The organism is Pelagicoccus albus, from assembly GCF_014230145.1.
In the GTDB taxonomy this organism is placed as follows: Bacteria; Verrucomicrobiota; Verrucomicrobiia; order Opitutales; family Opitutaceae; genus Pelagicoccus; species Pelagicoccus albus.
This window is the reverse complement of sequence record NZ_JACHVC010000012.1, coordinates 452,345-474,451: the sequence shown is the minus strand read 5'-3', so window position 1 is coordinate 474,451 and position 22,107 is coordinate 452,345. Positions and strand designations below refer to the sequence as shown.

Sequence of the window (22,107 nt, the reverse complement as noted above, 5' to 3'; positions counted from 1 at the left end):
TTTCTGGGGTCTAAGGGACTTCATGAGTAATTTAGACTAGGGCTTGGCTTAACGGGTCTTAAGCCTGAGACCTACATTGGGTTTATCGGTCCTTTTAGCCTTTCACTCAGGGGTGAGTCCTTCAAAGGTATGTGTCTTCGCCTAGGCCTCCTCCTTACTGGGCGTAAGAATAACCATTAACCTAAGCCTAGACTTACTGGATAGACATGTATCCTTGTGAAAGACGTTCTGAACTCCTCGACAAACTAACCATCGGAATCTCCGCCTACAATAATTGGCCTGGCCTAAAGCTGACCTTGCAGAAGCTTGTGGAAGTAGGCTTGGGGGATGTCAAAATGGTGATTGTGGATGATGGATCGAAAAAGCCCATCGATTTCGATTTGTCTGAGTTTCCCATGGATATCGTCTTCAAGCGCTACGAGGAATCGAGGGGATGTGTCTTCCAGCGTAACAATATCGGTTCCATGGTGGAGACCGATTATTATCTGAGTATCGATGACGACGCGTATCCGGTTAATGGAGATATTTGCGATGTCATCGAGTCGATGGAGAAGGATCTAGACATTTCGGTGATGGCTTTGGACGTTCGTGGACCGAAGGATAGCTTTGAACTCCATGTAGACGCGTACGAGCTGAGGGAGGTGCGTTACTTTGTGCTTTGTGGCTGTTTGATTCGTACTGACCATTTCAAGAAATCAGGCGGTTTCCAAAATCCAGACGAACTTGGCTGGATATATAATGAAGAGCTGGATTATTCGATTCGGTGCTGGAGGGATGGGCACAAGATTGTCTTAGATCGACGCTTTGTACTTGTGCATGACAGAGAGCTCGTGGATGGAGAGGATTCCTATAAGTCCAATTGCTATGCACGGGGCTTAGGTTATCTGCACGGCCGCTATTTCACTGGAGCGGTTTCGCTATACAAGTTTCTCAAAATGCCTTTCATGCTAGCCTTGAGTTGCAGGACGCGTCCTTTCTGGCTCAGCAGCCTTGGAGCATTTATCAAAAGCTATCGAGTGGGAGTGGAGCACCGGACACGTGATTCCAGAATCTTTCGAGGCAAGGATCTTTGGAAGTGGGACAGGCTGGATTTGCCACCCTTCGCCTGACCTTCGGCTGAAGCCGTTTCCTAGCTGGCAGATCCGCCGGCGATTTCTGAGCGAGCGTCCTCCTTAAGGACTCTTCCGACTTTGCAGGGGTTTCCGTAGGCGACAGTGTCCGGCGGAATGTCCCGAGTCACTACGCTGCCAGCGCCGATGGTCGCTCCATTGCCGATAGTGACGCCCGGCATGATGATGCACCCACCGCCGATCCAGACGTCGTTTCCGATGTGTATTGGTTTAGTGGTTCCGAGGTGCTTGGCGCGCTCCGCTATGTCGATAGGATGTAGCGCGGTGTAGAACTGGACATTGGGAGCGATGAAGACGTTGTCGCCGACCGTGATCTTACCGCAATCTAGGATCACGAGGTTGAAGTTGATGAAGACGTTGTTTCCGAAATGAGTGTTGAAGCCGTAGTCGATGCGGATGGGTTTCTCCATGTGGACGTTGTTGCCGACGCTACCGAAAATCTGGCGCTGGAGCTCTTGTTTTTTATCAACTTCCCTGGGGCCAAGGGCATTGAATTCGTCGACTCGTTCTCGTGTGACATAGCGTACTTCGACTAGCTCGGGGTCGTTAATCCAGTAGGGCTCGCCCGCCACCATTTTCTCTCTCTCTGTCGCCATTTTCTTTGTCCGCTGAATTTCGGGGAAACGTGGCTATTGCTGGCTTCAATTGAGTTATCGAGCAATGGAAAACGGGAGTCTTCTCGCTGTCATTTACTTCAACCGTTAAGGGGGCGCTCAGGGGGAGTGGTAGAAATTTGAAGCAGGCTAGAATCGGGTAAAGTAATCCATACGCTCCGATCTCAGGAAAGCCGATACGGCGACCTCCCCGCCGCGTTGGGCTGATTAAGAGCCTAGAGGCTTTCTATGAAATTCCTAATGCCGTTCAAAAGCATTTGGGTTGCGAGAATTACAAGCACCATCCCCATCAGCCGTTCGAGCGCCCTTGATCCGCGTTCGCCGATCAGCTTCATTAAGCGGGAAGAGGCGAGCAGGATGCTTGTGGCGGCCAGCCATGCTAACACCAATGCTACGGTCCAATCCCAAATAAGCTCAGGCTGGGATGAGCTCAATAGAAGCAATACGGCGATGGTCGAAGGCCCGGCTGTCATTGGAACCGCCAAGGGCACGATGAACGGCTCGTCGCGCTCCGTATCCTCGGAGTGCGACGCTGGACTCGGGAAAATCATCTTCAGCGAAATGATGAATAGCAGAATTCCTCCAGCGATATTCAGGGAAGGTTGCGTTAGGCCGAGGAAGGCCAAGATGGCGTTGCCCGCGAAAAGGAAACCTGCCAAAATGACCAAGGCGATCAGGAGCTCTCTCGTTACGACTTTGGTCCTTCGATTCGGGTCCAGATTTGAAAGCACCCCGTGAAACACTGGCACGTTCCCAATCGGGTCCATGATGAGGAAAAGTGTAACGGCTGCTGATAAAATATTGCTCCAGTGCATACTTAACTAAGGAGCCTAGCCTCTTTTTGCCGCATGGCTAGCGCCCTTTGGCAGAATGAGATTTACCCGTCCTGCAACACGCTCATGAGGGATCGAAGATCGAGGGGAGCCGTATACATGGCCAAGCCGCCATCTTTGTCCCGTGGCCAATCTTCTTTCGGTCGATCCCAGTAGAGCTCCAAGCCGTTTTGGTCCGGATCGCGCAGATATATGGCCTCGCTAACTCCATGGTCGGCAGCTCCGTCCAAAGGTATCTTTGCGTCTTGCAAACGCTTTACCGCATCGGCGAGGGCGGCTCGAGTCGGATATAGAATTGCAAAGTGGTACAAGCCGGTGGTGCCGAATGAAGGAGCCGGGCCGCTTTTGCTCTCCCAGCAGTTTAGGCCGATCTGGTGATGGTAGCCACCAGCGGAAACGAAAGCCGCGTCCGATCCAAACCGTTGGGTTAGCTCGAAGCCGAGCACGCCTTGGTAGAAATCGAGGGAGCGTTCCAGATTAGCGACCTTCAAATGGACGTGCCCGATTGTGGTGCCTGGATGGATGGATTCGGTTTTCATAGTGGCTGAATCCACGTTTGAGATGAATATCAGATTGCTGGGTGGGGCCGTCTTTGTTGGCGTTCGAGAGAGAATATACCCGAGGCCGATCGATTGTGTCGCTCTCAGTGTTGGAGGATAGTCTTACGTGTTCAAGGGGGCTGCTCGCAGTTCCGTAGGAGAACTGCTCGGTTCAAAATGGGGGAGGGGTGGAGGAATGTAAGATTGAGGCAAACGATCAGCTTTCGTATCCTCCGGTTTCGGTTTTTGAAATCCCCTAACCCCAGAGCCAATGAAATCGCTTAAGACTTGTCTCGTCGCCGTCTTAGTGGCGGCTATTTTTCCCCTGCAAGAGGTCGTTTGTATTGAGAACGGCAGCTTTGAAGATGGCATCAGTGGATGGTCACCTTTCTTGTGGACTGATTATACGGAAGGCCCGTTTTTGTGGAGCTACGACTGGCCAGGCTTAGAGTATCCTTATGATTATATAACAATCCCACTGTTCAGCGATCCTACGGAAGGCTTTGTCACCAATCCCGCATCTACTCTGAGCCCTTCTGGGAGCATGTTGCAGTTGTATTATACGGAACCGACATTGTGGTACCATATCACAAGCCCAGATCATGAATTGTGGATCATGCGTCCTGTAGAGTACGGCTTCGGGTTCTATCAAGACATTGAATTGGAAAAGGGAGAAATCCTTTCTGGCTGGGCGAGGTTTGATACGACGGCTTACGAACGTGATAGATCGCACGCGACGGTGGCGGTTAATGACTCTGTCGTCTGGTCGGTAGGGGCGTCAGATTTTTCTAAGCCCTGGCCAAGTTTGGATGTTGGTGATAGTGGATGGCAGTACTGGTCGTTCTACGCCTCTAGCAGTGGCACCTATCGTCTGTCATTGGATCTTTATGGTGACTTTGGTGATTCGAGTACCGCTTACTTCGATACTATCAAAGTTACGGTGCCGGATTCGAACTTAGGAATGAGCTTCATAATATCCTTGTTTGTATTGTTTGTTGCAATTGGCAGAAAACGAAATCGGAGAAATTGACCTCGCTGTATTCAGAAAGCTCTAGACTAGCCAGGCTTCGGCCCATTATCGGGGTGCGTAAGGGTAAGGACGATGTCTCAACTGGTAGTCTTGGAAACCGCTTTCGCTCGCGAAATTCACGATACCGGTTATCTTGTATTTTCCTCTAACTCCAAAATTCAACCTTATGTATTTATGAAACGGTTACCCCTTGCTGTTGTGTCGGCTTTTATCGCTTTTGCCTCTCTCCTAGCCCCGCTAGCGGAGTCTATCGAGAACGGAAGTTTTGAAGATCGTATTAATGGTTGGAACGTGTTCCTTTGGGCCAATGGCGGCTCTTCAAGCACCTTGATTAATTGGGATACTGGTGAAACCGATTATCCATTCTCCTATAATACCATCAGCTTGTTTACAGACTCTTCAGAAGGGTTTGTGTCCACACCCGCTTCGACGCTCGGAAGCTCTGGTAACATGCTCCAGCTCTATTCTACCCAAGCGTCCGATTTTTGGATCGATTTTCTTGATCCCTTGGGAAGTCAGTGGGGGCTAGGAATCGCTTACTACGGATTTGGCCTTTATCAGGACATCGCACTGGAAAAGGGTGAGCGCGTTTCTGGCTGGGCTCGGTTTGAGACCAATGATTATCCTCCGTTTGATGCGGATCAGGCGACTGTTAGTATCGATGGCAGTTTGCTTTGGGAACAAAGCGTTTTAGATGTAGAGAATTCGTATTATATAAATGGATATTTTATCCCTCTCGGAGGAGTCGGCGACTGGCAAAATTGGTCCTTTGTAGCTCCTGCAGATGGTATCTACCGTATAGCTCTTGGTTTGTACGGAGACGATCAAGAATCTAGCACTGCCTACTTTGACGAGATCAAAGTATCCGTGCCGGATTCGTCCTCCACGCTCGGATTTGTATCAGCTCTCCTTCTTCTGGCTGTGGCTCGATACAAGGTTCGAAAACAATAGAATCTAGCCCAGTCCATACATTACCCGCTACTATAAATCGAAATATGTCGATATGTTCCTTGACGCTGACCTAGAGCTGTATTTATTTAGGTTTCGATGAACGTAGTGGAAGTGACGAAAGCCTTAGCGAACGAGACTCGTTTCGACATAGTGCGCTGGCTCGGAGACCCGGAGGGAAATTTCCGACCACACAAAGACGGGAAGGATTTTTCGGACGGGGTGTGCGTTGCGGTTATCCAAGAAAAGACGGGGATGTCCCAATCAACCACCTCCCACTATTTGTCCATTTTGCAGCGAAGCGATTTGGTGGTACCAGTACGGATTGGAAAATGGACTTACTACAGCCGCAATGAAGCAACGATCAAGGCATACATCAAAGAGCTCAAGACTCAGCTCTAGCACGTTCTTTTTTACAGGATACAAATCGAAATACCTAGATATTTAAATAAACGCCAATCAGGAGAAAACAATAAGCGCTTTATGAATACAAACGCTGAGAAAACTGAAAAGATAGCCTTCGTAGGAGTTGGTCGTATGGGCGCGAATATGGCGCGTCGCCTCAAGGATTGCGGGTACGAAATTACTGCGGTCAATGATTCAGATAAGGAGCAAGCTTCGTCACTGGCTGCCGAACTCGGAGCCAAATGCTGTGAAAGTTTGGCGGAGCTGACCTCTCTGGCCGATGTGATCTTTACAGTGGTTAGCAACGACGCTGCGATGCTCAAAATTTTCAAGGGAGACGGAGATAACCTTTTGCAGGGAGCAGCCGGAAAGATCTTCGTGAATTGCGCTACCTTGACTCCGAAAATTCAGATGGAAATCGCTGAGGCTGCTGAGGAGGCGGGAGCGAATGCCATAGAGGGGTCAATGGCTTCCAGCATAAGCCAAGCTCGCGAAGGCACTCTCTACCTCATGATCGGGGGCAAGGAATCTGTATTCGAAAAAGTAAGACCAATTCTGGAGCTTATGAGTGTGAACTTGAAGCACATCGGTGGCCTAGGGAAAGCGTCCCAAATGAAGGCTCTGGTCAATATGGTCATGAATATCAACACAGCTGGTTTGGCGGAAGGGCTTGGGCTCGCGGATGCCTTGGGACTGGACTTGAAGATGGTGTGCGAGGTTTTTGCTCAGACGGGAGCGAACAGCAGAGTGCTAGAGACAGACGCTGAGGATATGATTAATCGTGACCACGATGCCTGGTTTATGGCGGAACATGCTGCGAAAGACAGTGGTATAGCCAAAGCTCTCGCTGATGGAGCCGGAGTCACGCTTCCTTTGAATGACGCGACTAAGGCGCAGTACGATAAGCTTACGAAGATCGGAAAGGGGCAGATGGATAAATCCGCTATTTCGGAACTCACTTTCAAGGATCGCAGCTAACCGACTCGTTTGCTAATTCACACTGCTGCGGACTATTCGGAAACCCTAAACCAACCCAATAATATATGAGCCAAATAATCCCCTTAATAAGTTCTGGTGTCAGTGGACCGCTTGGAGTGCTACATCTTCCGCGACTCTGGCAAAAGGTATCCCTCGAGCTCGCTGGCAAGCTCAACAGCGACTACCCTGGTATCGGCGCTGGATACGATCAAATGGTGCTCGACGCCCTCGGAATCGCTAACGCATATTTTCTCGCGTTCATGAAAAGCAAGCCCAGCTATCCTCAGCTCGAAGCTTGATTACTTGAGCAGAAAGGCGGCGCTTTGGACGCTGAAGCTGTATCAAAGCTCAATGCAAGTATCGTTGGCTACAACCATTCTGACGATGTCCGTAAGGAAATTCTTTCCGCCTGCGGCCTAGAGGACGACGGCAGTATTCTCGATGCGGTCAATTTGAACAACCTTGATGACTGGCAGGCTTTTCACGCCGATGTGATAGTCGGCTAATTGGATTTTCCCGAGCCCAGGAACACACCAACCAATTGTACTATCGAGCCCTGTCGGGAGAACCGGCAGGGCTTTTTGCGTTCGGTTTGAATCTGGGCCTCGGTTGAGGTTTCGCGTTGCCATGAATATAGTGTCAAAAAGTCGACCCATGGGGCATTTCCCCCTCTAATGCTGTAGACAGGTTTCAGTAGTACGTTTAATTAGAATAAGGCGATAGGGCAGGTGTCATTTCCCTAAATCGCCTATTTAACCCCACATTCTGAATGAATGTCGCTGTCTTAAAGAGTTTATCCCTCTGTTTTAAGACGCCGAGCTCCTTGATGGATCGACGATTGCAGGCGCGTACCTGTGCGGAGCTAAACGGAAGGTTGGTCCATGCCTTTTACGTTTATCCTTCCTTTTTCATAACCATCCTTTGGACCAGCAGCTATGCCGACGACCATCCTCGCATGCTTTATGGGATGATCGAGCTTTCTTGTGTGGGCTTGATTTGGCGTGTTTCGACTATGTTGAGGATACGTTCGATGCTGCTGCATCGAAGCAACCAGTGGATTTGGGAAATCGCTGGCAGTATCATTCTTATCGCAGCTCCAGTCGGGGTGATGTGCTCGCATGCAATTCTTGAATACGGCTTCGGTACTTGGGAGTTTCTCATTATCCTGATTTGGAGTGTTGGGGCTTCGGTGGGGGGCATGGTGACGTTTCAGCCAAACTTTAGGTTGTCGCTCGTGCATCAGGCGGTGGTGCTTCCTCCACCGTTTGTTACTAGCCTTTTTGTCGGAAGTGAGCGAGGAATCGCTTATGCCTATGCGAACGCTTTGCTTTTCGTTTTTCTCTTGGCGCAAGGCTATCGATTTTATCGAAATTATCGAGCCGGGGAGTTGGCTCGAATGCAGGAGGCCGAGCGCATGCGAGAGCTGCGTTTGGCTAAAAGGGAGGCGGAGCAAGCGAACTCTGCCAAGACGAGATTTCTCTCTGCCATGAGTCATGAAATAAGAACTCCCATGCATGGAATCATAGGCATGGCTCATTTGCTGGGTGGTACCAAATTGGATACAGCTCAGAAGGAGTATTTGGAGACCATTCAGAGTTCTTCCGAGAGTCTACTTAGTTTGCTGAACGATGTGCTAGACCTTGCGAAGATAGAAGCTGGCAAAATGTCTTTGGACTCCGCTGCCTGCGATGCAGCGAGCTTGGTCGTTCAGTCCTGTCGCACCTTCCAAGCCTCAGCGAATTTGAAAGGATTAGATCTGAAGTGGCAGGTTCCTGAACACCCTGTCTTGGTCGTAGCGGATCCAACGCGACTACGTCAGATCTTATTAAACCTTATTGGGAACGCAGTCAAATTCACCGAGGCGGGAGAGGTTTTAGTAGGTTTGGAAACGAAAGCAGTAGACGAGAAGACTGTGAAGTTAGCATTCTCTGTTCAGGACTCGGGTCCAGGCATCGAACCGGAGCACCGGGAAGAGATCTTCAAGGCTTTCTCGCAAGGGGCTCAGAATCCTCAGGCGACTCAAAAGGGCACAGGCTTGGGGCTATCCATTAGCAACCGTTTGGCGCATATGATGGGCGGATCGCTTCGAATCGAGGAGAGCGCTGAACCCGGAGCGTGCTTCGTTTTCGAAGCTGAGTTCGCGATTGCTCGCGTTTCCACCGAGCGAGGAGCTGACACCGCAGACTCATCGTCGCATCAAGGTCGATCGATGCGTCTGTTGTTGGCGGAAGATCACCCGGTAAACCGAAGACTCGCCTTGGCTCTTCTCAAGCGTGAGGGACACAGTGTAGACGTTGCAGTGGATGGCGTCGAAGCAGTGGAAGCGTATCAAGAGAACAGTTACGATGCCATTTTGATGGATGTGCAAATGCCGAGGTTGGGTGGTGTCGAAGCAACCCTGCAAATTAGGGATTTAGAGAAAAAACATGGTCTTAGGAAAACTCCCATATTCGCTCTGACTGCGGGTGTCATGGCGGAAGACCGGGAGGCTTTTAAATCTGCGGGCATCGACGCCTACTTGGGAAAGCCTTTCAAGCCCCACGAGTTAAAGGCTTTGCTTCAACAGGTACCCATTGGCGAGTAGTGGTCGTCGCTTGTCGGGCCTATTAGAACCTCCTTACTATCAGGCTTTGAAATTTTGATGAGCTCTTGCCTTGGTGGCATGAAGCTGCAGAGTGTAGTCACTCTCCGATGGGCTTTCCCCAAGTCCGTCCATCCCTCAGAACTCACCCCAAGGAATCCCAATGTCTGTGACTTTTAAGTCTCCAATCGCTGCCAATCTGTATCCATTTTTCTCTAGGTTTACTGCACTTCTCTTTTTGATCGCTCTTTGCGCTAGCTCGCTTGTGCGAGTAGAGGCGCAAATTGATCGCCGAGCGGTTGTCCAAAGGCATTCTGTACACAACACGCGGGTAGATCCAGAGAGCGCGCTTACACTTGGTAATGGGGACTTCGCTTTGACGGTTGATGTCACCGGTCTACAGGGGCTTGAGCGTGTTTACTACGACAATGGGCTCCCATTGGAGACCAGAAACACTTGGACTTGGCATTCGTTTCCGAACACGGATGGACTCACCTTGCAGGATGCGATGGGTACCGTCGATTTTCATGGGCGCTCCATTGAGTATCCTATCAAGCAACGTTCTCCAGCCGCAGCTTATTTCAGGGAAAATCCACATCCCATGCCACTAGGGCAATTTGCTTTCACTTACCATGGTGAGCCGCTTCGAACTGAAGATATCTCCGCGATCGACCAAACGCTTGATCTTTGGACAGGTAAGGTGACTAGTCGTTTGCTCGTGCAGGGCCAACCATTAGAAGTGGTAACAGTTGCTGATGGAAAAGAGGTGCGGTTCGCGGTTGAAGCAAAGTCGCCTTTGATAGAGTCAGGCGTGCTGGAAGTTCGGATACGTTTTCCATATTCCTACAGAACCTCGGTGGCGCATAAGCCTCCCTTTATTTGGGAACAACCGGATCGCCATACAAGCGAGCTTGCAGAGCAAACCGATAATCATGTTCGGATTCGGCGCTCGGCTGATGAGACTGAGTATTTGGTTGATATAGCTTGGGAAACGAAATCGCAGTTAAGGCGTGAACAGGATCACGACTTTCGTTTGGGTTCGACCGGAGGCGACACTCTCAGGTTTTCGGTAGCGTTTTCTGATGAGCGTCATCCTATTGAGGTAGCGGGATTCGAAGAGGTTAAAGCAAGTTCTGCTAAGGGCTGGGCGAGTTATTGGTCCGAAGGGGGAATGATTGATTTAGGTTCAGCTAAGGATCCTCGAGCTGCTGAGCTAGAGCGGCGCGTCATCCAATCCCTTTATTTGATGAGAGTGAATTACGCCGGATCGATGCCTCCAGCCGAGTCGGGCTTGCAGCACCTGACTTGGTTCGGGAAGCACCATAGCGAGGTTTATTTCATTCATGCCGCACAGTTCTACCAGTGGGGTCATGTGGACCTTCTTGAGAAGGGATTGAGCTGGTACCGGTCGATCATGCCGAGAGCGATAGAATACGCGAAGTCAAAAGGCTTCGAGGGAGTGCGGTGGCCGAAAATGTCGGGTATCGATGGTCGACCTTCGCCCGGAGGGATAAATCCCTACATCATTTGGAACCAACCAAATCCGATCTATTTGAGCGAGTTGGTTTATCGCGCTAAGCCGACGGAAGAAACTTTGGAGACTTACGGAGAGCTTGTATTCGAATCGGCCAAGTTCCTCGTTTCCTTTGCTCACAAGGATTTGGATACAGGAATTTATCATCTGGGTCCTCCCATTAAAAATGTGAGCGAGAGCACTGGAGCTGAAGTGGTAAGAAACCCGACCTTTGAAACTGCGTATTGGTATTTTGGGCTCAGTTTAGCGCAAGAGTGGCGGAAGCGGCTTGGTATGGATCCGGATCCTTTGTGGGAGGAAGTACGTCAGAATTTGGCTGACTTGCCTCGCACGAAAGATGGTCAGCTCTACTTGGAAATCGAAGGGATGGGGCACATATATGAGGTAGGACCAGAGAAAAAGATTCCAGTATCTATGCTTCTCGCTCTCGGCTATCTGCCCGCGACTCCGAAGATTGATGTCGAGACTGCTCGGCGAACATTCAAAACAGTTTTCGACCACAATGGCATCGAACGGTGGGTAAGCTGGCAAATGGGGCAGGGGGCGATGACGGCGGCCCGCTTAGGCGAACCTCAAATCGCTATCGATATCCTTACCAATAAGGAAGGGCCTGCTCGATTTATGCCGAGTGGTTATGTACGTAGACCCAAGGATCCCGAGGGTGCCGTCGCTTATCTGCCAGCGAATGGAGCTTTTTTGGGAGCAGTTGCTTTGATGGCGGGAGGTTGGGAAGGTGCCCCTGAGCTTGAAGCTCCAGGCTTCCCGAGAGATGGAAATTGGGACATTCTCGTAGAGGGCGTTTTGCCCATGCCATAACTCATGGAGTAACGGATTCAAGATTGTGCGGCAGGAGCGGTTGCTTAGCACGCAATTTGCTCGTTAGCGGACATGCTGTGTAAACTTCCTCTTTCTCCGTTCGCTTTTTCGCTGGGTGCCTTAGGTACCTCATTCTTTGGGACTTTGGTGGGTGCGGACACGCTATTCCGGGATGTCGCGATCGTGCCAATGACTGAGAATACGTCAGCCTACGAGGAGGGGTGGATGCTTGTCAGCGATGATGGATACATCACCGATTTGGGGGAGGGGAGTCCCAGCGAAAATATCCTCGCAGGAGAAATAGAAGTTGTTTCGCTCGAGGGGAAAATCCTGATGCCAGGATTCGTCTCAGGCCATAGCCATCTCTGGCAGAGCGCATTTCGGGGTATCGCTCCGGATGGGGAGCTCTGGCCTTGGTTGGATGCGATTCATCGCACCTATGGAAGCGATTTCGCGACGGGGGATATGAAGGCTTTCACCGCTCACGGAGCCTGGGATCAGCTATGTCATGGGGTTACCACTACTTACAATCATACGCATTGGTTGGATCATGATTACGCCATTTTCGTAGAGCAGCTCGATGGGGAGATGGATGTGCCCCAACGCTTCGTATTCTCCAGCTGCGTCGATCTTGCGGAGGAACCTTCGGTTTGGAAGCAACGTTTCGTGGACTTGATGGCCGAGTCCAAGCAGGTCCCCACCAAAAACTTCCTCAGCCTCGCTCTGAATCTACGTCCCTACGGACCACCTTCAGTGGCTGCCGCTCAGGTAGAGTTGGCAGAGGCTTTGGACATCAACTACCAGCTCCACTACCTCGAACAGTCGGGACGCCAAGAAATGGATCGTTCGGCCTGGCCGGGGTACCGGGAAGCGGGCGTTCCAAGTGGTCGAGCAACCTTTGCCCATTTTATCCATGTGGATGATACCATTCTCTCTGAAAGCGCGGAAGCCGGGGCGGGAATGATTTGGAATCCTTTGTCAAACGGAAGACTGGGGTCCGGATTGCCGGATATATCAACCTACCTCGAGAGCGGTCTAAAGGTTGGAATGGGAGTTGATGGGCAAGCGAGCGCAGACATCTCCGATCCCTTCGAAAATCTAAGAATGGGTCTGTATGCGTTGCGAATGAGAGACGAGAATAGCGATGGGTTGCAGCCAATCGATATTCTTCGGCTTCACACCATCCAAACGGCGAAAACGTTAGGGGTCGACGCGTTTGTGGGTTCTTTGGAGGAAGGGAAGTTTGCCGATTTCCTGGTGGTTGATCCTCAGTCTCCTATCACAGGTCCGATTTGGGATATCCCCGCTCACCTTGTTTTTTCATGCAGCTCAGCCAACATCGAATCGGTCTACGTAGGCGGCGCCAAAGTTGTGTCGAGCGGAGAGCCGGTGGACTTTGATTTGCTGCCCTTGGCCAAAGAGGTGGAGGAACGCATCTCAGAAATGCGGAAGAGGCATGCTTCGACTCAAGCGGAATGAGGCTGAGGGTTTCGTGGCGGTTATCAGGGCGAGATGGCAGTGTTGCTCTGGCAGAGGGAGCGGGTTGGAGCTACTCTCTGCAATCCCCTAGGTGGATTTGACATTGGTGGTGTTTAGGGTTCTCGGTTTAAGGTGTCGCGTGTTGAGATTCCAATCCCTCAAGATGAAGAGTTCCGCCTGCGGGCGCTGCAGGGATTTGGGCTTTTGGATACGCCGCCCGACGATGCGTTTGACCGGATTAGCGCCTTTGCGGCGAGACGGTTTGGCGTTCCGGTGGCCTTGGTAACTTTGATTGGCAAGGACAAGCAGTTCATCAGATCTTGCTATGGGATTGATGTGAGGGAGACCACGAGGGAGATGGCCTTTTGCGCTCACACCATCGCAAGTCCGGATCAGCCGGTTGTCGTGGAGGATGCCACCAAGGATCCCCGTTTCAAGGAACACCCTATGGTGGTGGGGGATCCTGGAATACGGTTTTATGCGGGAGTTCCGCTCATGGCTCAGGAGCACTCCGCGATCGGGAGTTTCTGTTTAGTGGATTGGAAACCGCGAAGCTTCTCTCCTGAAGAGCTGCGTGACCTGAAGGATCTGGCTTGTTTTGTGGAGGATCAGATCCGGCTTCACGATTCTCGCAACAAGACTCGGCAGTCTGACCATGAGATCAGATCTCTCAACAACACGATGGAGCGGTCGATGGAGGAGCTGAAGAATTGTCTGAAGCGATCGATCCCTCACGAGCTGCGCACGCCTCTGAACGGTCTGGTTGGGTTTTCAAAGATTCTATGGAAGAATTGGAAGGTTTTGCCTGAGGACGAAGTGGCCCGAATCCTCGATTTCCTATGTCTGAGCGGCGAGCGGCTTGACCGTTCCGTTAGGCGGCTCTGCATGCTTAACGAGTTACAGATAATTGCATCGGATCGTGACGAGATATTGGCTCTGAGAGACTGTGATCCAATTTCTTTGAAAAGCTCGGTGGATTCGGCTTTGTGTGACGTGGCGGCCTTGGAAAACAGGTGGTCGGATTTAGAGGTGTCCGTTGAACCTGTTTTGGTGGCTAGTCCCGAAGGTCACTTTTCTGCGATGCTTGGGGAGCTGCTGGAAAATGCCGCCAAGTTCTCCTCTCCAGGAACTGTGATCAGTATCGAGGGCTCGCGAGAGAAAGCCGGTTACCGATTGATCGTTCGAGATCATGGGCGCGGCATGACCCAAGAGCAGATCGAGCGGCTTGACGATTTTGTGCAATTTGACCGAGAGATTCACGAGCAGCAGGGCATGGGGCTAGGGCTTTCATTGGTGAGTCGCCTTTGCGCCCTGCTGGGAATAGGCTTCACCTTGGAATCGCCGCGAAGAGACGGACTAAAGGTCACTTTGCGAATTCCTGCTAGTTTATTGAGCTAGAGGGAGATCCATCTTTTAGAGGACTCGATGGCTTTGCGGAATTTTTGCCTTTGATCAGAGCCTTGGCTCGTAATTCAGTTAAATGGCCTAGACTCAATGTGCTCACCCTCTTTTCAGAGTTCTACCCTGAACAAGCTATCCTGACATGAAGAAAATCCTCCTACCTGCACTTCTCTCGCTCGCGCCAGTTGTTGGCTGCGCAGAGCAAATCGAAACTGAAATCAAGGCCCTAGCCCCAGCGGACTCCGGTATCACTTGGGAGCAGGTCGTATCGGATGTGGTCGTGCCTTGGGGTATGGCGTTCCTTCCGGATGGCAGCATGCTGATCACTGAGAGGTCAGGAGAGCTAATTCACTTTCATGATGGCGAATCCACCCGAGTCGAAGGCTTGCCGGAGATACAGGATGGCGGGCAGGGCGGATTGCTCGATGTAGTGCTGCATCCTGATTACGAAACAAATGGTTGGATCTATTTGAGCTTCTCTTCTCCTGCGGGCGGAGGCGATGGGAGCAATACGGAGATCATGAGAGGCAAGTTGGAGGGTAGCCAGCTCATCGAACAAGAGACGCTTTACAAGGCGACTCCCAACACGGGCAGGAGGCATCACTTTGGCTCTCGTATCGCATTCGATGCGGATGGTTTCATGTATTTCTCTGTGGGGGACCGCGGCGCTCGCGACGAAAATCCGCAGGACATTACCCGCGATGGCGGTAAAATCTATCGGCTACACGACGACGGATCGATTCCTGAGGATAACCCCTTCGTAGGGCAACCTAATGCTAAGGAAGCCATCTACAGCTACGGACACCGTAATCCACAAGGGATGGCGATCAATCCGGAGACTGGCGCAGTCTGGGTGCATGAGCACGGCCCTCGTGGCGGAGACGAGATTAACGTAATCAAAAAGGGGGCCAACTACGGCTGGCCGGTGGCGACCTACGGTATCAACTATAGCGGTACTCCGATCACGGATAAAACCTCTTTGGAAGGTGGCGAACCGCCATTGTTCTTTTGGGTTCCCTCTATCGCTCCAAGTGGAATGGCTTTTGTGACCTCCGATAAGTATCCAGAATGGAAGGACAGCCTGCTTGTGGGATCGCTGAAGTTCGCTTATCTGGAAAGAGTGATCTTCGAAAAGGGAGAAGTGGTTGCCCGCGAGAAGCTTCTGGAGGGAGAGGGCCGTGTGCGTGACGTGCGTCAAGCTCCGGACGGATACATTTATGTATCACTCGAAGGCCGAGGTGTGTTTCGGATCCTGCCGGAGTAGGTTGAATGACTTCGTCAAGATAGCCACATAGCGAGGGCTAAGACGAGGACTGCTCCCACTGCGAAGAGAGCGTTGAAGAGGGGAAATAGGAGTAGATTTACGAGAATCGCTTTCGTCCAGCTCAGTTCAAAAATTCTTCTGAATGCGAGGATCGGATAGATGAGTATCCAGATTGGTAGGACGTGCTCTATCACATTGGCTGTCTCAGTAGATGCCAGCGATATTGCCCAAGTGAGTGCGGCGCTCAGAAGCGTCCATAGCATCGCGAAGGTCAGGAGTTGCATAGCGATCACGACGTGTTCAAGAAGCACGTAGCCCCGCTTTCGGAAGAGTAGGCGAGTCACCAGCGCTAGTGCCGGTACGCTCAATAGGAAAACCCGAGGTAGCCAAGTGTTGAATTCAGCTTGGACCGCGGAAGGGTCTTCGAACTTTAGGGAAATTATTTTCTCTAAGTCGTTGTCATGGGTTCCAAATGCTTCAGCTCCGTTGGCAGCTTCCTCGAAGAAAGTGATTCCGTCTCCAGAACTAAACCAAATGAAGTAGATCAAACTTGAAAACAGGTAGAAACGAAGCGGCGGTATCTGGCTTGCTCGTTTTCCTTGGAGAAAGAGTTGGGCGTTGAGGCCCGGGCGAAAGAAGAGTGTAAACACGCCCTGGGGAACTCTCCCATCCAAGTTGAACATTGAGGAGAAGAAGTCACTCGTTAGCCCCCGCCAGTCCTCCCGAAAGTCGATGTCCCTCTGTCCACAGTTGCTGCAATATTCCCCTCGCAAGGGGTTATCGCAATTTTTGCAGCGTTGATCGTGAGTTTCGTGGTCGCTCATGGCTTCGGGGCTTTCCCATGTCCTGTGAAACCCTGCTTCAGCAGGAAATTAGCCAAGTGAAGTGGGTTCATCCGAATCTACCCACAGTCTAGGCTCGTGGTTAGTTAGCTTCTCACAGGAATAGTGGAGTGATTGAGTATTTGAACTGGTTCGTTTGTATGTAATAAGAAATAGGATACAATGGACTTCCGCGTGAGGAGGGGAGTCCAATACATTTGCATTGAGTGCAGGCAAACGCTTCGGCGGACCGTCGATTCCCTGCATACAACAAAACAAGGGGATAATATGAATTTGGGGATAAGCGATAAGACTGCTCTGGTGACGGGCTCGACTCAAGGTATTGGATTTGCAATTGCCGCGGCATTGAAATCGGAAGGAGCGACTGTTTATGTGAACGGCCGCAGCGAGGGCCGCGTGAACGACGCGATTGGTCGCTTAAATACGTCGATTTCCACGGGTAAGGCCCTGCCGGCGGTAGCGGATTTGTCCGATGTAGATCAAATTCAAAAGCTCTTCCAATCAATTCCGTCGGTTGATATTTTGGTGAATAATACCTCTATTTTTGATCCGAAAGATTTCTTTGAGATCGCAGATGCGGACTGGCAGCAGTTCTTCGACGTGAATGTGATGAGTGGAGTCCGCATGGCTCGCCACTATTTGCGAGGAATGTTGGATCGAAACTGGGGACGCGTCATCTTCATATCCAGTGAGTCCGCCATAAACATTCCGGAAGAGATGATTCATTACGGAATGTCAAAGACGGCTCAACTCGCGGTATCGCGTGGTCTGGCAGAATTGACGAAGGGGACTAATGTCACAGTCAATTCCGTACTGCCTGGGCCTACTTACTCGGAGGGAGTCGCCGGATTCGTCGAGAGTTTGGCAAGCCAAAGCGGCAAGACGACTGATGAAGTTTCAGAACAGTTTTTCAAGGAGATGCGACCGACGTCGCTCCTGCAGCGTTTCGCTGACGTAGAGGAGGTGGCCAATATGGTTGCTTATGTTTCCAGCGAACGGTCTTCCGCTACCAACGGAGCGGCTTTGCGTGTTGATGGCGGCGTCGTAAAATCAGCCTTTTAGCCTGTCTCTATCATTCCAATACGAAGCTTCCTCGCAGCGGACTTGGCTTCCGAAAGAGCCTACTTGCCGTTTATCGCGAAGAGTTCGATTTCGAATACAAGGACTGAGTGTCCGGGGATGTCCTTATTCTGAAAGGGACCGTAACCAAGTTTGCTAGGAATATAGAAACGATATTTGTCGCCGGGGCTCATCAGCTTTATCCCCTCCATCCAGCCAGGCACTACGTTTTCGAGACGTATGCTCAGCGGCTTTGATTGTTTTCGAGTGGTTTGAAATACGGTCCCGTCCACAAACGATCCTTCATAGTGCAGGGTTATCTTTTGGCGATATCTGGGAGTGTCGACGCGTGTACCTTTCTGTAGGATCTCGTACTGGAGACCCGAACGTGTAGTTATAATTTCGGGACGAAGGGCGTTTTGTTCGAGAAAGGCCTTTTCTGCTTCTCTCCGTTCGCGTTTGCTTAAGCCACCCGCTTGAAGTGGCGAGTTTAGCCCTAGGAAGAGGGTGAGCATTGCTAGTAGGGCAAGTGAAGGAAAATGTGTTCGGGTCGTATCGATCATTGCTGGATGCCTACCTTGTACGTTGAGCTGGCCGAGGTCTAGCGAAAGGCGGAGGGGCGGGAGTTAATTGGGATTGGTGAAACGAAAAGAGCCCTGCTCAGGGCAGGGCTCGTTGGGTAATTGATTCGATTGAACTCTTCGCTCTAGGCAGGGCGGTCCTCGTCCTCTGGCTCACCGGCTATGGTTTGAGCTGCGGCGGCTGCCATTACCTCTGCTTCGCTCACTGGAACGGCTTGTCCCTCCTGCTCTCCTCCTGCCTCGAGGGATTCGTCTTGGGCTCCGTAGCGTTGGCGTAGCTCGGTCATTCCGCTCGCGAACGAGCTGTTCGTCTTGGCTAAGGCTTCGAAGATGCGTTGGGCTTCAAGGTTCGCCCTTAGCTCTTGCTCGCAGCGCTCCTTAGTCTCGCGAGCTTCGACTTCCATGCTCTGGCAACGCTCCTCCAGGGCGGAGCTCAATTGCTGCACGTAGCTTTCCAGTAGCTCGGTAACGTAGTTGCTTTGGATCTCGGGCAGTTCTGCCTCTGGGAAATCTTTCAGCCGCTGCCGGAGTTCCTCCTGTTGCTGCTCTCCGATGTACTTGGCTTTTTTGGCGGAGGCGACGAATTCGGTTCCATTGGGGCCGAAGAGCTTGCGGCGGACGGAGTCCTTGCTGCGGAAGAGAACGACGTCCCAGAATCCGCGCTTGATGGGCATGTGTTCCGGATCCATGGGAATGCGAGGAGGAGCCGGAGCCTCTTCGCCTACCAGCTTTTCCAGCAGGTCGGGGGCTATTTGGTCCATGCGTATCCCGGCTTCTTCGAATGCTTTGGCCTCTTCGTTTGAGAAATGGGCTCCTAGGTTTCGCGTTTCCATTCGCTCCTTTAGGTGCTGGAGGATCTTCTCGGTGTCGCCCGCGGTTTCGCTTTCGATGTGCTTGTTTAGGTGGTCATCTCTGAGGGCTCTTAAACTGTCGTCAGTTGCCATCCATTCGTCGATCGACTCGCTTAACTTTTGGCTGAGCTCGTCCCCATTTCGCTCGGAGAAACTCGCTAGCAGGCGGTCCTTTTCGGTGTGAATGTCTTCGAAGGCGGCCCTCCAGTCGATCTTTTGCAACTGCTCCAGGGCGGCGAGTCGAGTGGATGTTTCCTTGAGCAGGCTTTCCCATTTTTCGGCCTCGCTTCGAAGATGTTGCGGGGCTTCAACGGAAGCCACGTTGGATACCTCCCCCTGCAAATTCTCTCCGACCCGCACGCTGTCGTGCATGAATTCCCGCAGGTAGTCGCTGCTGTTGAGATAATCTGTCAGGTCTCCCAGGAAACGGTCGAAGTTCTCATCGCTCGCGGCAGCAGATTCTTCCGACTCACCGCTGGCAGCCTTGAGGCGTGCGGAGGCCGCCTTGAGAAGGTCGATGGTGTAGACGTTTAGGTTTCCTCGGTCGTAGGCTTCACGCAAGGGAGCCGACATGGCGAGCGATTGGAAGGCGTCGGTGACTGCTTTGGGATCTCGGCTTTCGAGGCTCGGCTTCAGCTCGCCGTTTGGTTGCAGATCCTGTTTTGAGCTATCAATGTTGACCACTAGGAAAATGCGGCTGAAGTGGCCGAGCAGTTCGTTAAACTCTTCGAAGACCTTTTCGAAAAAGAGGTTATCGCTCTTCACGACGAAGATGGCGCAAGCTGCGTTGTCTCGGAAATCGCGAGTCATGACATCGTATCCGAAACGCATTCTGGTGTATAGTCCGGGAGTATCTACCAGCACGGAACCCGATTCCGCCAAGGATTCGGCTGGTGTGACTACCTCCATACGGCGGATAGCGGAGGGGAAATGGCTATGCGGCTCGAAGACCTCGCCGTCTCGTTCCACTTCTAGGATTTTGTCAGCCAGTTCCTGATGGCTTTTGTGGATCGCTTTCGACATGGCAGAGCTATCCGGGAAATCGGTTTTCTTGCCGGCGTAGTCGGTTGCTTGAAAGGCTCGCCTCTCCCCGTGTTTGACATGTACGAGAGCCGGATAGGCAGGAAGACTGGATACCTCGCTGACGTAGGCTCCGCTGATGGCGTTCATCAAAGTAGACTTCCCGCTTTTGAGGGGGCCAAAGATCAAGAGAAAGGCTTGTTGCTGAGCGATCTTGCCGCTGAGCGTTTCTGCCCTGTGCGCGACTTCTTGCAGCCGCATGCGCCACTGTTTCAGGAGAGGGTCGTCGGTGTTCTCCGGCAGCTTCTTGAGGGCGCTTTGCAGTCCCTGCTCAAATGGGTCCAGTTGTTGGGCGTATTCTTCGCAAAATGTTCGAATTTCGGTTCTCATAATTTTCCTTCCTTGGGTGATCTGCTTCCGGCAGGGCGGTGTCCTCTGGGTCTTGGCTTAGGGTAGGGCGCTGAGCATTGGTGGATGTTTTCCAGCTCCGACTCCCCATCGGTTCAACGAGGCTCCCTCCAGTGTGATTTCGCAGCTTGGTCCACTTGTTCAATTTGCGCGAGAAGAATGGATACGGAGTTCTCTTCATGTTGACGGGGAAGCAATGCTAACCCGGGCAGTTGCGAGGCGTCGATTGATTCTCGGGCGCTAACAGTGGCGAGGACTTTAGGGACGTACATGCGTGTCTCGGCTGGCAGCTTGAGTGCGATTTCTTCGAAGGTCGTCGCCTTGGCTGCTTCCAGCGTTCGCCCGACTCGACCTTCCCCGGCGTTGTAGGCAGCGATCGCGAGGGGCCAGGACTGGAATTGTTTGTAGAGGATCGAAAGGTAGGTGGCCGCCGCGGTGGCGCTCTTGCGAGGGTCGGCCCGTTCATCGGGTGAGCCGACTTTCAGCCCGAAACGTTCGGCGGTGGGAGGCATGAATTGGAAGGGACCGTAGGCTCCGACCGGGCTGCGAGCATGCAGATTGAGCGAGGACTCCACCTCGGACAACCAAGCGAGCTCGGCGGGAACACCTTTTTCGCGAAATGCCTTTTTGAAGACTGGCATGTAGCGTTTCGCCTTCTCGGGCATGGGGCGGGAAGCCATTTTTTCCAACCAATAGGATTGTGTGTATTGAGGGGCGAGAGGGGGTGTCTTGGGCTGTTCGGGAGTTGGCTTCGGAACTGGAGGGCGGGATACTACCATTTGGGCTGCCTCCAAATAGTCGATACGCGGCTCGAGCCAGTCAGCGAGAGAGTCACCTCCTTGGAATTGGCGTAGGGCGGTGAGGGCGATGCGAGCTTGCGGCGCGTAAGCGGCCAGCTGCTGAACATTGCCTTGCTCTAAATCGGACTCGAAAGCTCGAAGAAATTCCTCGATCTCCTCCATGGTGGGGAGTCGGTATTCCTCCTGCAGTTCTGGCGGTGCGTAGTCTTCCCAGATTCCCTGGCCGATCCGTAGCAATTCCTCGACGGTCTCCTCGGAGACTTGGGCACCCAAGGGAGATGACACTCCGCTTGTTGCAAGGGCTACTAGGACTATACGAATCAGTTTTGGGAACATTTCCTGTGTAGGGTGGGTTTGTTAGGGCAGCGTCTATTGGAGTCTCGTTTCTGGAGGTTTAGTTCCTCGTGGTTGCGACTTCCTGTGCAATTTTCTAGTTACTTCTGGCGATAAGGAATTCTGGCGTAGCTTTCGCTTTGGAAGGGGAGTTCCTCTAGGCCGCGAGCCTTGTTGATCACGATGGTCAAGATGAAGTAGTAGTTGCAAAGGACGTTGCAGAAGCGGTGCAGGACTTCGGGAACTTGGACCTGCTCCTCTGCGTGGAGACGAACCATAAGCCGGATAGCTTTTTTAGCTTCCGAACTCGCTTCGTTGAGCTGAGGGATGGGCGCTTCCCCGCGAGGGAGAACGAACGTTTTCAGAATGTCGGATACGCTGTCTTTGTGGCGGACGTAGCAATCGCGCAGCCAAATGAGGTCTTCTTCTCGAACGGCAAGCTTGCCGCGAATGGATCCGTTTAGATGATAGATCATCGGCTGCAATGCCTCCAGTTCCTCGCGGATTTCGGAAAACTCGTCAGGCAAGGCGGCTAGGATCGATCCTACCTGACGGCACATATGATCGGTCAAAACCTCGTAGTCGCATTTTAACGACAGTTCGTATATGTAGGGATAGCAGATTTCGTCGACGTTGCGGCTGATCTTTAGCTTCATCCAAT

21 protein-coding genes are annotated in these 22,107 nt (G+C 51.9%); 13 read left to right on the top strand and 8 right to left on the bottom strand.

The window, feature by feature from the left end; genetic code table 11:
- Positions 1 to 206: 206 nt before the first annotated feature.
- Entirely contained in the window at positions 207 to 1,109 is a 903-nt protein-coding gene (locus H5P27_RS11710) for a glycosyltransferase family 2 protein (RefSeq protein WP_185660574.1), read from the top strand.
- Between the two features lie 20 nt (positions 1,110 to 1,129).
- Here the strand turns inward: H5P27_RS11710 and H5P27_RS19970 are convergent, their stop codons facing one another.
- From H5P27_RS19970 to H5P27_RS11695, 3 genes are all read right to left on the bottom strand, one after another.
- Positions 1,130 to 1,726, bottom strand: coding sequence for a sugar O-acetyltransferase (locus H5P27_RS19970; protein ID WP_281384309.1), 597 nt, complete (start codon positions 1,724 to 1,726; stop codon positions 1,130 to 1,132).
- 233 nt (positions 1,727 to 1,959) lie between these two features.
- Entirely contained in the window at positions 1,960 to 2,559 is a 600-nt protein-coding gene (locus tag H5P27_RS11700) for a YhgN family NAAT transporter (protein ID WP_185660573.1), read from the bottom strand.
- A 62-nt stretch (positions 2,560 to 2,621) separates the two neighbouring features.
- Positions 2,622 to 3,116, bottom strand: a complete 495-nt coding sequence (locus H5P27_RS11695; RefSeq protein WP_185660572.1) for a VOC family protein — start codon at positions 3,114 to 3,116, stop codon at positions 2,622 to 2,624.
- Positions 3,117 to 3,387: 271 nt separating this feature from the next.
- Here H5P27_RS11695 and H5P27_RS11690 point away from each other — a divergent pair, with 271 nt between their 5' ends.
- From H5P27_RS11690 to H5P27_RS11645, 11 genes are all read left to right on the top strand, one after another.
- Positions 3,388 to 4,146 carry a hypothetical protein gene (locus H5P27_RS11690; RefSeq protein ID WP_185660571.1) on the top strand — a complete coding sequence of 253 codons (759 nt, stop codon included), beginning with the start codon at positions 3,388 to 3,390 and terminating at the stop codon, positions 4,144 to 4,146.
- A gap of 174 nt (positions 4,147 to 4,320) precedes the next feature.
- Positions 4,321 to 5,097 carry a hypothetical protein gene (locus H5P27_RS11685; RefSeq protein WP_185660570.1) on the top strand — a complete coding sequence of 259 codons (777 nt, stop codon included), beginning with the start codon at positions 4,321 to 4,323 and terminating at the stop codon, positions 5,095 to 5,097.
- 96 nt (positions 5,098 to 5,193) lie between these two features.
- On the top strand, positions 5,194 to 5,496 hold the full coding sequence (locus H5P27_RS11680; protein ID WP_185660569.1) for an ArsR/SmtB family transcription factor: 303 nt from the start codon (positions 5,194 to 5,196) through the stop codon (positions 5,494 to 5,496).
- Positions 5,497 to 5,514: 18 nt separating this feature from the next.
- Positions 5,515 to 6,477 carry an NAD(P)-dependent oxidoreductase gene (locus H5P27_RS20095; RefSeq protein ID WP_339382596.1) on the top strand — a complete coding sequence of 321 codons (963 nt, stop codon included), beginning with the start codon at positions 5,515 to 5,517 and terminating at the stop codon, positions 6,475 to 6,477.
- Between the two features lie 65 nt (positions 6,478 to 6,542).
- Positions 6,543 to 6,776, top strand: coding sequence for a DUF5069 domain-containing protein (locus H5P27_RS19645; protein ID WP_221774689.1), 234 nt, complete (start codon positions 6,543 to 6,545; stop codon positions 6,774 to 6,776).
- 24 nt (positions 6,777 to 6,800) lie between these two features.
- Complete coding sequence (locus H5P27_RS19640) at positions 6,801 to 6,983, top strand: hypothetical protein (protein WP_221774688.1); 183 nt, start codon at positions 6,801 to 6,803, stop codon at positions 6,981 to 6,983.
- A 320-nt stretch (positions 6,984 to 7,303) separates the two neighbouring features.
- Positions 7,304 to 9,061 carry an ATP-binding protein gene (locus H5P27_RS11665; protein ID WP_185660568.1) on the top strand — a complete coding sequence of 586 codons (1,758 nt, stop codon included), beginning with the start codon at positions 7,304 to 7,306 and terminating at the stop codon, positions 9,059 to 9,061.
- Positions 9,062 to 9,221: 160 nt separating this feature from the next.
- Complete coding sequence (locus H5P27_RS11660; protein ID WP_185660567.1) at positions 9,222 to 11,408, top strand: glycoside hydrolase family 65 protein; 2,187 nt, start codon at positions 9,222 to 9,224, stop codon at positions 11,406 to 11,408.
- 189 nt (positions 11,409 to 11,597) lie between these two features.
- The gene (locus H5P27_RS11655; RefSeq protein ID WP_185660566.1) at positions 11,598 to 12,887 is read left to right on the top strand and encodes an amidohydrolase family protein; all 1,290 of its coding nucleotides are present in this window, start codon (positions 11,598 to 11,600) and stop codon (positions 12,885 to 12,887) included.
- A gap of 132 nt (positions 12,888 to 13,019) precedes the next feature.
- Positions 13,020 to 14,285, top strand: a complete 1,266-nt coding sequence (locus H5P27_RS11650) for an ATP-binding protein (protein WP_185660565.1) — start codon at positions 13,020 to 13,022, stop codon at positions 14,283 to 14,285.
- Positions 14,286 to 14,430: 145 nt separating this feature from the next.
- Positions 14,431 to 15,552: a PQQ-dependent sugar dehydrogenase gene (locus tag H5P27_RS11645; RefSeq protein ID WP_185660564.1), complete on the top strand. Its 1,122-nt coding sequence runs from the start codon at positions 14,431 to 14,433 to the stop codon at positions 15,550 to 15,552.
- A 14-nt stretch (positions 15,553 to 15,566) separates the two neighbouring features.
- Here the strand turns inward: H5P27_RS11645 and H5P27_RS11640 are convergent, their stop codons facing one another.
- Positions 15,567 to 16,376 carry a DUF3667 domain-containing protein gene (locus H5P27_RS11640; RefSeq protein ID WP_185660563.1) on the bottom strand — a complete coding sequence of 270 codons (810 nt, stop codon included), beginning with the start codon at positions 16,374 to 16,376 and terminating at the stop codon, positions 15,567 to 15,569.
- A gap of 285 nt (positions 16,377 to 16,661) precedes the next feature.
- Between H5P27_RS11640 and H5P27_RS11635 the strand changes: the two genes are divergently transcribed.
- A complete protein-coding gene (locus tag H5P27_RS11635; RefSeq protein WP_185660562.1) occupies positions 16,662 to 17,456 on the top strand; it encodes an SDR family NAD(P)-dependent oxidoreductase in 795 nt (264 codons plus the stop codon).
- 59 nt (positions 17,457 to 17,515) lie between these two features.
- On the opposite strand, the gene H5P27_RS11630 is transcribed toward H5P27_RS11635, so the two are convergent.
- The 4 genes from H5P27_RS11630 to H5P27_RS11615 all read right to left on the bottom strand — a co-directional run bounded on the left by H5P27_RS11630 (position 17,516) and on the right by H5P27_RS11615 (position 22,102).
- A complete protein-coding gene (locus H5P27_RS11630) occupies positions 17,516 to 18,016 on the bottom strand; it encodes an FKBP-type peptidyl-prolyl cis-trans isomerase (protein WP_185660561.1) in 501 nt (166 codons plus the stop codon).
- A 143-nt stretch (positions 18,017 to 18,159) separates the two neighbouring features.
- Positions 18,160 to 20,295: a dynamin family protein gene (locus H5P27_RS11625; protein WP_185660560.1), complete on the bottom strand. Its 2,136-nt coding sequence runs from the start codon at positions 20,293 to 20,295 to the stop codon at positions 18,160 to 18,162.
- A gap of 113 nt (positions 20,296 to 20,408) precedes the next feature.
- Positions 20,409 to 21,449: a lytic transglycosylase domain-containing protein gene (locus H5P27_RS11620; protein ID WP_185660559.1), complete on the bottom strand. Its 1,041-nt coding sequence runs from the start codon at positions 21,447 to 21,449 to the stop codon at positions 20,409 to 20,411.
- Between the two features lie 98 nt (positions 21,450 to 21,547).
- Positions 21,548 to 22,102: an ATP--cob(I)alamin adenosyltransferase gene (locus tag H5P27_RS11615; RefSeq protein ID WP_185660558.1), complete on the bottom strand. Its 555-nt coding sequence runs from the start codon at positions 22,100 to 22,102 to the stop codon at positions 21,548 to 21,550.
- Positions 22,103 to 22,107 lie beyond the last annotated feature (5 nt).

Excerpts from the sequence above, each read along its gene's own strand:
- H5P27_RS11655 (WP_185660566.1), top strand. The coding sequence starts at position 11,598 with ATGACTGAGAATACGTCAGCCTACGAGGAGGGGTGGATGCTTGTCAGC.
- H5P27_RS11690 (WP_185660571.1), top strand. The coding sequence starts at position 3,388 with ATGAAATCGCTTAAGACTTGTCTCGTCGCCGTCTTAGTGGCGGCTATT.
- H5P27_RS11680 (WP_185660569.1), top strand. The coding sequence starts at position 5,194 with ATGAACGTAGTGGAAGTGACGAAAGCCTTAGCGAACGAGACTCGTTTC.
- H5P27_RS11700 (WP_185660573.1), bottom strand. The coding sequence starts at position 2,559 with ATGCACTGGAGCAATATTTTATCAGCAGCCGTTACACTTTTCCTCATC.
- H5P27_RS11710 (WP_185660574.1), top strand. The coding sequence starts at position 207 with ATGTATCCTTGTGAAAGACGTTCTGAACTCCTCGACAAACTAACCATC.
- H5P27_RS11615 (WP_185660558.1), bottom strand. The coding sequence starts at position 22,102 with ATGAAGCTAAAGATCAGCCGCAACGTCGACGAAATCTGCTATCCCTAC.
- H5P27_RS11620 (WP_185660559.1), bottom strand. The coding sequence starts at position 21,449 with ATGTTCCCAAAACTGATTCGTATAGTCCTAGTAGCCCTTGCAACAAGC.
- H5P27_RS11630 (WP_185660561.1), bottom strand. The coding sequence starts at position 18,016 with ATGATCGATACGACCCGAACACATTTTCCTTCACTTGCCCTACTAGCA.
- H5P27_RS11625 (WP_185660560.1), bottom strand. The coding sequence starts at position 20,295 with ATGAGAACCGAAATTCGAACATTTTGCGAAGAATACGCCCAACAACTG.
- H5P27_RS11660 (WP_185660567.1), top strand. The coding sequence starts at position 9,222 with ATGTCTGTGACTTTTAAGTCTCCAATCGCTGCCAATCTGTATCCATTT.
- H5P27_RS11685 (WP_185660570.1), top strand. The coding sequence starts at position 4,321 with ATGAAACGGTTACCCCTTGCTGTTGTGTCGGCTTTTATCGCTTTTGCC.
- H5P27_RS11645 (WP_185660564.1), top strand. The coding sequence starts at position 14,431 with ATGAAGAAAATCCTCCTACCTGCACTTCTCTCGCTCGCGCCAGTTGTT.
- H5P27_RS19645 (WP_221774689.1), top strand. The coding sequence starts at position 6,543 with ATGAGCCAAATAATCCCCTTAATAAGTTCTGGTGTCAGTGGACCGCTT.
- H5P27_RS19970 (WP_281384309.1), bottom strand. The coding sequence starts at position 1,726 with ATGGCGACAGAGAGAGAGAAAATGGTGGCGGGCGAGCCCTACTGGATT.
- H5P27_RS11635 (WP_185660562.1), top strand. The coding sequence starts at position 16,662 with ATGAATTTGGGGATAAGCGATAAGACTGCTCTGGTGACGGGCTCGACT.
- H5P27_RS11695 (WP_185660572.1), bottom strand. The coding sequence starts at position 3,116 with ATGAAAACCGAATCCATCCATCCAGGCACCACAATCGGGCACGTCCAT.
- H5P27_RS11640 (WP_185660563.1), bottom strand. The coding sequence starts at position 16,376 with ATGAGCGACCACGAAACTCACGATCAACGCTGCAAAAATTGCGATAAC.
- H5P27_RS11665 (WP_185660568.1), top strand. The coding sequence starts at position 7,304 with ATGGATCGACGATTGCAGGCGCGTACCTGTGCGGAGCTAAACGGAAGG.